Genomic DNA, 12,682 nt, shown 5'->3' on the forward strand with positions numbered 1-12,682 from the left:
ACTGTGGGTACTCAATAAAACATAATTAACTTAACTTTTCAACCCAATGTGCATAACTGTTGATAATAGCAGAAAGAAATTCTTTGGTTTTCTCGTTCATATTCCCATTATTTTCATCAAAAGCGTTATTAATATTTCCTATATAGGCTTCAGGTTGCTGTAAGGTTGGCATATCAAGAAAAACGAATGATTGTCGTAATTGATGATTAGCACCAAAACCGCCTATAGCGCCTTGTGATACAGAAATTACCGCCGCAGGTTTTTTGGACCAAACACTTTTACCATAAGGACGAGAGCCCACATCCAAAGCATTTTTAATTACGGCTGGTAAACCTCGGTTATATTCTGGGGTAACAAAAATTACACCATTACAATTAGCAATTTCTTGACGAAAACGAACGTAGGATTGGGGTGGGGTGTCTGTATCAATATCTTCATTATAAAAAGGTAAATCGCCGATCTCGATAATATCGAGTGATAGTGATTGTGGTGCAATTTGCTTAAATACCTTCGCTACTTTTAAATTGAAAGAATCTTTACGTAAACTACCAACAAGTACAGCTATTTTTTTACTCATTTGTAATTCCCCTTAACAGAAAGATAAAGAGACACAATAATGTGTCTCTTATTAGGGATAATGATTCAACATTACTAAATTTTTAGTGACCTGAAGAATCCAATTTACGACTGGTTTCAAACAAAAACCAAGCACGTTTTTCTGTTTGATCTATCCACTCTTCAATTAAACTTGCTGTTGCCGAATCGTTATATTTATCACAAATATCATGTGCAACCCGCATACGAGTGGTAAGTTTAATATTATCTTGGCAGAGTTCAGCAATCATATCTGACGGCTCAACAAAATCCGCATCATTATCAGAAATACTTTGTAATTTTGAAATGTGACCAATAGAGCGCAATGTTGTGCCACCTAATTTACGCACACGTTCAGCAATTGGATCGGTCATTGCGAATAATTCGTCACCATGATCATCTAACATTAAGTGATAATCACGAAAATGAGGGCCACTTACATGCCAATGAAAGTTTTTAGTTTTTAAATATAAAGCAAATACATCTGCTAATACAGAGTTCATTGCGCCGGAAATATCTTTTGATGCTTTTTGACCTAAATCAGTAGGGAACAAAATTGCTGCTTGCTGTAGTTTCTTTGCGCTAGCTGCTTTTTTAGATTTAGAAGAGGTAATACTTTTAGCCATGATATTCTCCTTAAGTTGAAAAACAAAATAAGTGTGTATTTACAAATTACGCTAACTGGCAATCAAAGTCCAATCAAAATGAGCTATTGTTGGCTATCACTGCTATTTTAGCAATCTATGGATAACACTCATTTCATACACTTTCCTTTTTTTAATTATTTTCTAATAAATTTCTTTCACAATAAAAGAAAATATTTCAAAATGTGATCGAGTTAAAAGTTATTTGTTTTTGAAGTTGATAGTATTTAATCGAAATTTAACTCAATAGGAGACATTATGATTGATGCTATTTCATTTGGTGCCGAATGGTTTATTGGTTTATTCCAAGAAGGAGGCAAAGTTTTTGTGGGGATGGTAACGTCGATTTTACCATTATTAATTTCATTACTGGTTGTGATGAACGCACTTATTAAATTTATCGGCCAAGAACGTATCGAACGTTTAGCTCAAGCTTGTGCTGGTAATCCTGTTTCTCGTTATTTAATTTTACCGTTAATTGGTACTTTTGTGTTTTGTAATCCAATGACATTAAGTTTAGGTCGCTTTATGCCAGAGTTTTATAAACCAAGTTATTACGCTGCTTCATCTTATAGCTGCCATTCAATGAATGGTTTATTTCCTCATGTTAACCCTGGTGAACTTTTTGTTTATTTAGGGGTCGCAGCTGGCTTAACCACTTTAAATTTACCGTTAGGTCCTTTAGCGGTTAGCTATTTCCTTGTCGGTTTAGGCACCAATTTCTTTAGAGGTTGGATCACAGACTTTTGTACTGCCATTTTTGAAAAAAAAATGGGCATTAAATTAGATAGAAAAGTGCATTTATAACAATGGTAAGGTACACAAAATGGCTAAATTTATTCGTATAGAAAAAGGTGAATCGGGTTGGGGCGGACCTTTAGAACTTCCTATCATTGCAGGAAAAAAAATCGTCTATATTGCAGCCGGTACGCGACCAGCAATCGTTGACACACTCACTCAATTAACAGGCTGGCAAGCAATTGATGGTTTTAAAGAAGGCGAACCACCTAAAGAAGAAATTGGCGTAGCGGTTATTGATTGCGGTGGCACATTACGTTGCGGTATTTATCCAAAAAATCGTATACCAACGATTAATATTCATGCAACGGGCAAATCCGGGCCTCTTGCTCAATATATTGTTGAAGACATCTATGTTTCAGCCGTAAAACCAAACAATATCACATTAATTGAAAAAGAGGGGGATGCCGTTAACCAAGCTGCATCGCAAGCGAGCAAAACTGTATCTGAATTTAAAGATTATGATAGCAGTAAAAAAATTACTGAACAAAGTGATGGTTTACTAGCAAAAATCGGTATCGGAATGGGATCGGGTGTTGCCGTTTTCTTCCAAGCGGGTCGTGACACTATCGATACCGTACTTAAAACCATTCTTCCCTTTATGGCGTTTGTATCGGCATTAATCGGAATTATCATCGCATCTGGGTTAGGCGACTTTATTGCACATGGTCTTGTGCCATTAGCTAATAATCCACTTGGTCTAGTTATATTGGCGCTAATCTGTTCTTTCCCTTTGCTTTCACCGTTCTTAGGACCGGGCGCGGTTATTGCACAAGTTATTGGAACCTTAGTTGGGGTGCAAATAGGGCTGGGTAATATTCCACCTCATCTCGCTTTACCAGCATTATTTGCCATTAATGCGCAAGCAGCATGTGACTTTATACCGGTTGGTTTGTCACTAGCAGAAGCTAAGCAAGATACCGTTAGAGTTGGCGTACCTTCGGTACTTGTTAGTCGCTTTTTAACGGGAGCACCAACCGTATTAATTGCTTGGGGCGTTTCATTATTTATCTATCAATAAACCGATTAAAAAATGGGATTGCGCATCCCGTTTTAAGCTAACAATCGCAATAAAAATGAGTGTTTAGTACAGAAAATAAGAAGGTTAAGAATGTCAAATGTTATCTATCAATCAAACATTAATCAAATTGGTGAATTTGCGTCAGAAGCATTAGCTGATGGCATGCTAATTCTATTTAAAACCGGTGCGCCAGCCGATTTAGCCGATTACTGCTTTATTCATAGTCATGATGTTTTAAAGCAGGATTTACAAGTCGGACAAGTGATTCATTTAGGTCATCATATTTATAACATTACAGCGGTAGGTGATGTAGCAAATGTTAATTTTCAACAATTAGGACATATCACAATAAGGTTTGATGGTAATCGTCAAGCTGAATTACCCGGAACGGTGCATGTAAAGGGTGAAATCCCTGAAAAACTTTTTGTAGGTGATGAAATTAAAATTTTAAATAATTAAGGAAAATAAAAGATGAAACAAGTAGCAGTTATTGTAGGTGGTGGTCAAACTTTAGGTGAATTTTTATGTAAGGGTATTGCTGATGCTGGATACAAGGTTGCCGTTGCTGATTTAAATATCGCAAACGCCAATAAAGTTGCAGACGAGATAAACCAAAAGCATGGTGCAGGTACTGCTAAAGGTTTTGGGGTTGATGCAACAAACGAAGAAAGTGTTATTCAGTTGGCAAATGATGTTAATGATACTTTTAAACGTGCGGATTTAATGGTGTACAGCGCCGGCGTTGCTAAAGCTGCGCCAATTACTAATTTCGTATTAAGCGATTTTCAACTATCAGTGAATGTAAACCTTACTGGTTATTTCTTATGTGCACGTGAATTTGCTAAATTAATGGTAAATCATAAAATCCCGGGTCGAATTATTCAAATTAACTCTAAATCAGGTAAAGTCGGCAGTAAACATAACTCTGGATACAGTGCGGCTAAATTTGGCGGTGTTGGGTTAACTCAATCATTGGCGCTGGATCTTGCTGATTATGGAATTACAGTCAACTCATTAATGTTAGGTAATTTATTAAAATCGCCAATGTTCCAATCATTAATACCTCAGTATGCTAAAAAGTTAGGTATTGCAGAAGATCAAGTTGAGCAAGTTTATATTGATAAAGTACCCCTTAAACGTGGTTGTGATTATCAAGATGTACTTAATGTCTTATTATTTTATGCAAGTGACAAAGCTTCTTATTGTACAGGACAATCAATTAATATAACGGGTGGTCAAGTGATGTTTTAATGAGAATAAAGTGCGTAAGTTAATTTAAAACTTATCGCACTTTATTATTCAATTTATATAAAAAGGATTAATCATGAATATGACCAATACGCTAATTGTCATGGCATTGATTGCGTGGTGTATCCAAATTATTTTTAGTTGGTTTCAAATACGCCGTTTTAATCATGCTTTTTTATCCTTGAAAAAAGGTATGTACTTGGGAGTTGGTCGTAGTAAAAATAAACGTTTTAAACCCAGAGTATTAATTGCGATTTCGTTAGATGAAAATCAGGTAGTCATTGATTCTGTTATTATGAAAGGGATTACGGTTTTTGCTATACCCAAACCTATCTCACAATTACATGGATTGTCGGTTTTAGATATCATACCTGAAAAGATATTTCCTAATGAGCCATCTTCACAAAGTGCATTAACTGTCGCTTTGACTGCCAATAAATGAAAATTAACTTTTATTTTGAAAAGTATTTTCTTTCATTATAAAGTATAATAATTATATAAAATAAAAATTTTTATACGCTAGTTATAGTGATGGGATCCAAGCATGAAGGTAAGGCAAAGACAGACAGCTATTTTAGAATATTTGCAAAGTCATGGACAAGTTAGTGTTGATGAACTGGTTGAACACTTTAAAACTACTGGCACAACTATCCGTAAAGATCTTACACAACTTCATGAAAGTGGTTTAGTTTTGCGTACTTATGGTGGTGCTATGCTAAACCGCGAAATTGGTGACCGAGCCATCGATCATAAAACTTACATTAATACTGCTCAAAAAAAGGCGATTGCCGAAGAAGCCTCTAAATTGATCCATGAAGGTGATTCAATCATTTTTGATGCTGGTAGCACGGTTGCTCAAATGATCCCTATGCTTGCTAGATTCAATAATTTAACTATTATGACCAATAGCTTACATATGGTAAATGAACTGGTCGCTAATGATAATGACCAAACTATTATCTTAACGGGCGGAACATTTCGCCGTAAATCAGCCTCATTCCATAGCAATAATGCGTCCGCCATTGCTGCTTTTGAATCCTACACGTTTGATAAACTCTTTATGGGTGCAGATGGCGTAGATTTAGTTGGTGGAGTTACTACATTTAATGAAAGCTATCATGGTAGTGTTGCAATGAGTAAAGCGGCTGCGAAATTAATCTTATTAGCGGATTCTTCAAAATTTGGAAGACGCAGTCCAAATGTGGTGTGTGATTTAAGTGCTGTCGATACCATCATTACAGACAATAATTTAGATGATAAATATTATGATGCATTAATGCAAAAGGGCATTAAAGTAATAAAAGTAAAGCCGTTAACCAAATAAAAAATCTAGATACAAAATCTTAGAAAGGGTTCTGCCCAAAGTTATGCATCAAACCTAATAATGAATATCAAAGCTTATTAAAATTGGTTTAATAATAAGCTTTGAGTCTTTAACCGTTTTAGATCATTTCCGACAGTATAGATATACGCTCAAACGTTTTTTATTCATTAAATCCTTTGAAAAAGGATTATTGGAACATATCGCTAAGATAAATTAAAATAATAATCTAGCTCGAATGGTACCATCTACATTTTTTAATTTTACTAATAACTCTTCGGCTTTGCTTTGTTCTACTCTATCGATATCAATAACAACATAACCAATTTGAGGATCGGTTTGCAAATATTGTGCAGATATGTTCAGGCCTTGTTCTGCAAATAACGTATTAATTGCTGTTAATACGCCAGGTTGATTGTGATGAATATTGATAAAACGACTTGAACCTTTTGCTGGAATTGGCAAAGCAGCTTTAGGAAAATTAACTGCGGAAAGTGTAGCCCCTGTGTCTGAATATTTAGCAAGTTTTGTTGCTACTTCAATACCAATATTTTCTTGAGCTTCACTGGTTGAACCGCCAATATGAGGAGTAATAATGACATTATCAAATTTACATAATGGCGATTCAAATGGATCACTGTTGCTAGCAGGTTCAGTTGGAAATACATCAATTGCTGCGCCACTAAGCTTATTGGCTTCTAGCGCTTGAGTGAGTGCATCAATATCGATCACACTGCCGCGGGAAGCATTAACCAAAATTGCACCTGATTTCATCATATCAATTTCTGATTTGCCAATCATTTTAATTGTTGTTGCATTTTCAGGAACATGCATACTAACAATATCACTCATAGCAAGTAATTCTTTCATGGTTGCAATTTGTTTGGCGTTTCCTAATGGCAATTTGGTTTCAATATCATAAAAGTAAACATTCATACCTAATGATTCAGCAAGTACACTCAATTGACTACCAATATGACCGTAACCAATGATGCCTAAATTTTTACCTCGTGCTTCGTGAGAGCCAGTGGCTATTTTGTTCCATTTGCCTTGATGAGCTCTAGCATTGGCTTCTGGTACTCGACGAAGTAATAAAATCGCTTCAGCTAATACGAGCTCTGCAACTGAACGAGTATTAGAAAACGGTGCATTAAAAACAGGAATTCCTTTAACGGTAGCAGCTTCAAGTTCAACTTGATTGGTTCCAATACAGAAACAACCAATCCCAGCAAGTTTAGGTGCAGCATCAATGATATCTTTCGTTAAGTGTGTCCTTGAGCGAATACCAATAAATCTTGCATCTTTTAATACGTCTTTAAGTTCAGATTTAGATAATGCACCTTTATGATATTCAATGTTGTTATAACCTGCTGATTTAAGTGTTTCAACCGCACTAGGGTGGATCCCTTCAAGTAATACAAACTTGTTTTCATCTTTCGTTAACGCCTGAACAACCATTATTTCCTCTCTATCCATCAAAATATAATAGGTATTTACTATAATTTTTTTAAAATTAAATAGTTTTATTTAACTCTTTTACACCTGAGCTGCATCCAACTAGTGCGATATCTGCCCCTCTATTGGCAAATAATCCAACAGTTACCACACCAGCAATATTATTAATACGATGTTCTAATTCCACCGGATTGGTAATAAGAAGATCATGCACATCTAAAATAACATTGCCATTATCGGTCACGACCCCTTGTCGATATATTGGTTTACCGCCAAGTTTAACTAACTCACGGGCAACATAGGAACGAGCCATCGGAATTACCTCTACAGGTAATGGAAATTTTCCTAATACATCGACAACCTTTGATTCATCCACAATACAGATAAACTGTTTTGCAAGTGCTGAAACTATTTTTTCACGTGTTAAAGCGGCTCCCCCGCCTTTGATCATTTGTAATTGTTGATTGATTTCGTCAGCGCCATCAACATATACATCTAAGCTATCAACATCATTACAGTCTAGTACTGGAATGCCATAGTTCTTCAATTTTTGTGTCGAAGCTTCCGAACTTGAAACAGTGCCTTTAATCTGATCTTTGATTGTCGCCAAGGCATCAATAAAATGAGATGCTGTAGAGCCCGTACCTACTCCAACATATGAATCTGGTTTAATATATTTTAAGGCTGACCAGCCTACCGCCTTTTTTAATTCGTCTTGTGTCATGATATCATCCCATGTTAAGGATACTTTTTCTTAAAAAAATAAAATTTTAAAAGAAAAATTATTAAAGATATGGCATAGTACCCAATTGGAAAGCAAAAATCATTAGTATTTTAATAAATATATTAATTTTCGATAGGTTAAAAATTTTTTACGATATTAAAGTAGCTTTAATATCCCAGCAATGATCAAATCATTAGTAAAGAGATTATGAAGCGTCCAGATTATAGAGCATTACAAGCATTAGATGCAGTGATAAAAGAACGGGGATTTGAACGTGCAGCTGATAAATTGTGTATCACACAACCAGCCGTATCGCAACGTATCAAACAATTAGAAAGCTTTTTCGGTCAACAATTATTAGTTAGAACGATACCGCCGAAAGCCACCAAGCAAGGAGAGCATCTTCTAGGATTATTGCATCAAGTTGAATTATTGGAACAGCAATGGTTAGGTGATAATGAACAAAACACAACACCATTGTCGTTATCTATTGCAATTAATGCTGACTCTTTAGCAACATGGCTTTTACCAGCTTTAAAGCCCGTATTGGATAAAAATATTCTTCGTTTTGATATTCAAGTAAGGGATGAAGAACATACTTTAGAACTACTGCGTTTAGGTACAGTAGTTGCCGCAATCAGTATTCAACCTAATCCATTACCTGGTTGCTTATCTGATTTATTAGGGGCGCTTGATTATATTTTTGTAGCATCGCCTGAGTTTGCTAAAAAATACTTTCCCAATGGGGTAACTCGATCTTCGCTTTTAAAAGCGCCTGCGGTTGCTTTTGACCATTTGGATGATATGCATCAAGCTTTTCTACAAGAAAATTTTAATCTAACGCCTGGTAGTGTAATTTGTCATATTACCAGTTCATCAGAGGCCTTTGTTCAGCTTGCTAAGCAGGGATCTGCCTGTTGTATGATACCGATGTTACAGGTTGAGCAAGAGTTAAAAAATGGTGAATTAGTCAATCTGACTGAAGGTTTATACCAAAGACGAATGCTTTATTGGCATCGGTTTGCGCCTGAAAGTAGTGTAATGCAAAATATTTCTGAGACTTTAATCCGTTATGCACAACGTTCTTTATCTCAACCACAAGATAGGAAATAGTAAGTAAAATTTAATGTTTTTTACTAAAACGTAATGCTAACCTGAAACTTTTTTACAAAGTGCAATAACCACTTACAGAGCAGATAATATGAGTCAATTAAAAAATGATCGTTATTTACGCGCATTACAGTGTTTACCTGTTGATTACACCCCTATTTGGATGATGCGGCAAGCCGGTCGTTATCTGCCTGAGTATCGACAGTTACGAGCCAAAGCGGGTGATTTTATGACGATGTGCCAAACACCCGAATTGGCATGTGAAGTGACATTACAACCTTTGCGTCGGTTTGACCTTGATGCAGCTATTATTTTTTCGGATATATTAACCATTCCCGATGCAATGGGACTTGGATTGTATTTTGAAGCAGGCGAAGGACCCAAATTTACTAAATCCCTATCTCAATTATCTGATATTGAAAAATTACCGATTCCCGATCCGCAGTTATCTCTTGGCTATGTAATGGATGCAATACGTCTGACTAAAAAAGAGTTAAATGGCAAAGTGCCTTTAATTGGTTTTTCTGGCAGTCCTTGGACGTTAGCTACTTATATGATTGAAGGGGGAAGCAGTAAAACCTTTACCAAAATAAAAAAGATGCTTTATAGTCATCCCAAAGCACTGCATCTATTACTTGAAAAATTGGCGACGAGTGTCGCTTTATATTTAAATGCACAAATTGAAGCGGGAGCTCAATCAATAATGATATTTGATACTTGGGGTGGCGTGTTAAGTCATCAAAGTTATCAAGAGTTTTCTTTAAACTATATGCAATTAATCTTATCAAAGTTAAAACGAGGCAATAAAACTCAGGATGTCACCTCATATGTGCCTGTTACTTTTTTTACCAAGGGTGGCGGATTATGGTTAGATAATATTGCTAACACTGGCTGTGATGCAATTGGTGTTGATTGGACAGTTAATTTGAGTGATATTCGACAAAAAGGTAAAATTGCTGTGCAAGGTAATTTAGATCCGTCAGTTTTGTATGCTGATAGACAAACAATAGAATCTAATGTTGATACTGTTCTTAAAGAATATGGTACTCATAATGGGCATATTTTTAATTTAGGGCACGGTATTCATCAAGATACTCCAGTAGAACATGTACAATATTTAATTGAGGCTGTACATCAACGCTCCAAAAGGTTTCATCATGATTAAAAATCCAGTTCAATTAAGAATCGAAAAATTAGCATTATGGCAACAACGTTTATTCATGCTTTGTTTGTGTGAAAGAATGTACCCAAATTTTGTCTTTTACGCAAAACAACAGAAAAATGAGGAAGATGCTAAAAGTTATAAGAAAATACTTGATCTGATGTGGGAATCATTATTAGTTGAGAATGTAAAAATCAATTTTGATTTACAGCTGGAAAAGTTAGAAGTGATTATTCCTAGTATTACCGAAGATAGTCCTTATATTATTTACCCTGCTATTGATGCATGTCAGGCATTAAGTGAGGTTTTACACTCATATTTAACCGGTGAAGTAACCGAACACACAGCAAAAGTGAGTAGTATATCGGCAACAACCGTTGCAGAATTTGAAATGACAAAATCAAATATTGTTCTAAGTGAAGATGAACAACAAACTTTACCTAGTGTGATCGATGAATTTGATTTTCAATGGGAAATTTTTCGAATTTTACGAGATGAAAATAACGATATGATTGACTTAATAAAAGGTTTAAAAGCAGATATTCGAGAATCTGCAATAAGTAATATTGGTGTTTTTTTGAGCAATTAAGCTTTTAAATGTGTCATTTTTTTATTTTTTACCAAATTTTCCTTTAACATTGGAGGAATATAGACTACATTTAATAGCAATGTAATCTAACGTTGTTTACAGAAGCAAAGTTGATTTTCGGCATTGCTTATAATGTTAACTTTAACAATAAAATAATTATGTAAGGATATTTCCATGAATAAAACAGAACTTGTCGATGCTATTGCTAGCAAAGCAGATATTACAAAAGTTGCTGCAAAAACAGCTCTAGAAGCAACATTAGCTGCTATTACTGAATCATTAAAAGCTGGTGAGCCAGTGCAACTAGTTGGTTTTGGTACATTTAAAGTTAATGAAAGAAAAGCTCGTATTGGTCGTAATCCAAAAACTGGTAAAGAAATCAAAATTGCCGAAAGTAAAGTTCCAGCATTTGTATCTGGTAAAAGCTTAAAAGAAGCAATCAAATAAGTTTGTTTATTTCTTCCTATTTTATTATATTGATGGGATGTACTTTTGGTCATAAGACGTTGTCTTGTGGCCATGTTTTTTTATCTAATTTTTAACACACAGAGATTTATTAAAAAATAAAAGCGGATACAAGCAAGGTTAAGATTTTATCTCTACAAATTTTGCATTTAAAACTTTTGCTAAATCTTGCGCGATGAGTTCTATTTCTAATCCTCTTCTTCCTCCCGAAATAAACATTTTTTCTAGTTGAACTGCACTTGAATCAATAAGAGTGGGTAATTGCTTTTTTTGCCCTAATGGGCTAATACCGCCGACTAAATAACCTGTAGTTTTTTGAGCTAAATTAGGATCGGCTAACTCTACTTTTTTGCAGTTCAGTGCTTTAGCCACTTTTTTAAGATCTAAGTGATTATCAACCGGTAATACACAAACTGCTAACATTTTATCGTTACCATTTAAACTTACTATTAATGTTTTAAACACTTGTGTAGCAACTACGTTTAAACTTGGATCGAGTTTATTTAAAGCTTCTTGTCCATAGTGTGTATCATTAGGATCATGCTCATATTGGTGAATTTTAAATGTGATATTTAACTTTTTAAGAAGCTTAATCGCAGGTGTCATAGTGATGTCTACTGTAATTAAATAAAATAGGTTAATGATTGAATTTTAGTTACCCTATTAACAAAATTAATAGGGTAACTAAACGTAATGGCTATTTTTAAATAATTAAACTGTTATTTTGCTCAGGTGGTTCAAGCGTTGATTTGTTACTTGTTAATAGCATATTCAAACGATAAAAGAAGCAAATTGTAAAAATATTTAAGATCGTTAATAGTGTTGAATAAATAACTGATAAAAAGATATTATTGTCCACAGCATTAAAAAGCGAAATAACTAAAGCCACAAGAAAATATATTAACATCATCGGAAGAGCAAAACGCCAATGAGTTAATGTAGATCTGTTACATTCAGCGAATTTTTCGAAAAAAGTTTTAGTTGTTGGTTGAGCAATTAATCCACAAAAATTGTAGTAAATCGCATTAAAAAATATGGCAAACACAATCGCGACGACTGCAAATAGGAAAATGACTAGGGCCTTTGGAATAATTAATCCCAAAATCATAAATATTAATCCCGCAAATAGGAAAATTATTGGCAATATGATTAAGAAAATCAACTCAAAACCAATCATATTTAGTACATTGGGTAGCATTCTGGATAATACTGTATTTAAATTAAGATATTCATTGACAGAATAGTTATAAATAACAGCAATTAAAATCGCATCAATTATTATAAATAACACTAATTTAATCACTAGCATTTTTAATAAAAGTGGAAATGCGTTTGGACTATTTGCTTGAAGTAATTGAGTAATAATTGTAGGATCAACAGTATTTTTTAAAATTAATGAAGCGACTATATTTAATAATAAACTGATTAGCGCAATTGACCAAAACCGATTTCGAATAAAATTAGTAGTCTGAGTAAAAACTATGGAAAAAGAGAGATCTGTTTGCATATTTACATTCTTACCTTATTAGTGGTAACCAGAAAGCTACCACT

Annotated in this window: 16 protein-coding genes; 10 read left to right on the forward strand and 6 right to left on the reverse strand. The window is 34.5% G+C overall.

Annotation, left to right across the window (positions count from 1 at the left end; genetic code table 11):
• Positions 1-25 precede the first annotated feature (25 nt).
• Together H3S88_RS08940 and H3S88_RS08945 are read right to left on the reverse strand one after the other, a co-directional pair.
• Entirely contained in the window at positions 26-577 is a 552-nt protein-coding gene (locus tag H3S88_RS08940; RefSeq protein ID WP_198228619.1) for an NADPH-dependent FMN reductase, read from the reverse strand.
• Positions 578-659: 82 nt separating this feature from the next.
• Positions 660-1,220, reverse strand: a complete 561-nt coding sequence (locus H3S88_RS08945; RefSeq protein ID WP_025314541.1) for a Dps family protein — start codon at positions 1,218-1,220, stop codon at positions 660-662.
• Positions 1,221-1,496: 276 nt separating this feature from the next.
• Between H3S88_RS08945 and srlA the strand changes: the two genes are divergently transcribed.
• From srlA to H3S88_RS08975, 6 genes are all read left to right on the forward strand, one after another.
• The gene (gene srlA, locus H3S88_RS08950) at positions 1,497-2,045 is read left to right on the forward strand and encodes a glucitol/sorbitol-specific PTS transporter subunit IIC (RefSeq protein ID WP_065738381.1); all 549 of its coding nucleotides are present in this window, start codon (positions 1,497-1,499) and stop codon (positions 2,043-2,045) included.
• 19 nt (positions 2,046-2,064) lie between these two features.
• The gene (locus H3S88_RS08955) at positions 2,065-3,057 is read left to right on the forward strand and encodes a PTS glucitol/sorbitol transporter subunit IIB (protein WP_198228620.1); all 993 of its coding nucleotides are present in this window, start codon (positions 2,065-2,067) and stop codon (positions 3,055-3,057) included.
• Between the two features lie 90 nt (positions 3,058-3,147).
• The gene (srlB, locus tag H3S88_RS08960) at positions 3,148-3,516 is read left to right on the forward strand and encodes a PTS glucitol/sorbitol transporter subunit IIA (protein ID WP_039128977.1); all 369 of its coding nucleotides are present in this window, start codon (positions 3,148-3,150) and stop codon (positions 3,514-3,516) included.
• A gap of 12 nt (positions 3,517-3,528) precedes the next feature.
• The gene (srlD, locus tag H3S88_RS08965) at positions 3,529-4,308 is read left to right on the forward strand and encodes a sorbitol-6-phosphate dehydrogenase (protein ID WP_039128979.1); all 780 of its coding nucleotides are present in this window, start codon (positions 3,529-3,531) and stop codon (positions 4,306-4,308) included.
• A gap of 73 nt (positions 4,309-4,381) precedes the next feature.
• Complete coding sequence (gutM, locus tag H3S88_RS08970; RefSeq protein WP_172398420.1) at positions 4,382-4,747, forward strand: transcriptional regulator GutM; 366 nt, start codon at positions 4,382-4,384, stop codon at positions 4,745-4,747.
• A gap of 102 nt (positions 4,748-4,849) precedes the next feature.
• Complete coding sequence (locus H3S88_RS08975) at positions 4,850-5,629, forward strand: DNA-binding transcriptional repressor (protein ID WP_039128984.1); 780 nt, start codon at positions 4,850-4,852, stop codon at positions 5,627-5,629.
• Between the two features lie 213 nt (positions 5,630-5,842).
• Here H3S88_RS08975 and serA read toward each other — a convergent pair whose 3' ends face one another.
• Both serA and rpiA read right to left on the reverse strand, forming a co-directional pair.
• Complete coding sequence (gene serA, locus H3S88_RS08980; protein WP_198228621.1) at positions 5,843-7,084, reverse strand: phosphoglycerate dehydrogenase; 1,242 nt, start codon at positions 7,082-7,084, stop codon at positions 5,843-5,845.
• A gap of 55 nt (positions 7,085-7,139) precedes the next feature.
• On the reverse strand, positions 7,140-7,805 hold the full coding sequence (rpiA, locus tag H3S88_RS08985; protein ID WP_198228622.1) for a ribose-5-phosphate isomerase RpiA: 666 nt from the start codon (positions 7,803-7,805) through the stop codon (positions 7,140-7,142).
• Between the two features lie 207 nt (positions 7,806-8,012).
• Here rpiA and H3S88_RS08990 point away from each other — a divergent pair, with 207 nt between their 5' ends.
• From H3S88_RS08990 to H3S88_RS09005, 4 genes are all read left to right on the forward strand, one after another.
• Positions 8,013-8,918: a LysR family transcriptional regulator ArgP gene (locus tag H3S88_RS08990; protein WP_039128992.1), complete on the forward strand. Its 906-nt coding sequence runs from the start codon at positions 8,013-8,015 to the stop codon at positions 8,916-8,918.
• 88 nt (positions 8,919-9,006) lie between these two features.
• Positions 9,007-10,080, forward strand: a complete 1,074-nt coding sequence (gene hemE, locus H3S88_RS08995; protein ID WP_198228623.1) for a uroporphyrinogen decarboxylase — start codon at positions 9,007-9,009, stop codon at positions 10,078-10,080.
• Positions 10,073-10,666 carry a YjaG family protein gene (locus tag H3S88_RS09000; RefSeq protein WP_198228624.1) on the forward strand — a complete coding sequence of 198 codons (594 nt, stop codon included), beginning with the start codon at positions 10,073-10,075 and terminating at the stop codon, positions 10,664-10,666. The genes hemE and H3S88_RS09000 overlap by 8 nt, the downstream gene beginning before the upstream one ends.
• A gap of 174 nt (positions 10,667-10,840) precedes the next feature.
• Positions 10,841-11,113, forward strand: coding sequence for an HU family DNA-binding protein (locus H3S88_RS09005; protein WP_065738392.1), 273 nt, complete (start codon positions 10,841-10,843; stop codon positions 11,111-11,113).
• Between the two features lie 138 nt (positions 11,114-11,251).
• On the opposite strand, the gene ybaK is transcribed toward H3S88_RS09005, so the two are convergent.
• Together ybaK and H3S88_RS09015 are read right to left on the reverse strand one after the other, a co-directional pair.
• The gene (ybaK, locus tag H3S88_RS09010; RefSeq protein ID WP_198228625.1) at positions 11,252-11,737 is read right to left on the reverse strand and encodes a Cys-tRNA(Pro) deacylase; all 486 of its coding nucleotides are present in this window, start codon (positions 11,735-11,737) and stop codon (positions 11,252-11,254) included.
• Between the two features lie 97 nt (positions 11,738-11,834).
• Positions 11,835-12,638 carry a hypothetical protein gene (locus H3S88_RS09015; RefSeq protein WP_198228626.1) on the reverse strand — a complete coding sequence of 268 codons (804 nt, stop codon included), beginning with the start codon at positions 12,636-12,638 and terminating at the stop codon, positions 11,835-11,837.
• Between the last annotated feature and the right edge of the window lie 44 nt (positions 12,639-12,682).

It is taken from the genome of Gilliamella sp. B14448G11 (genome assembly GCF_016101765.1).
GTDB lineage: Bacteria > Pseudomonadota > Gammaproteobacteria > Enterobacterales > Orbaceae > Gilliamella > Gilliamella apicola_N.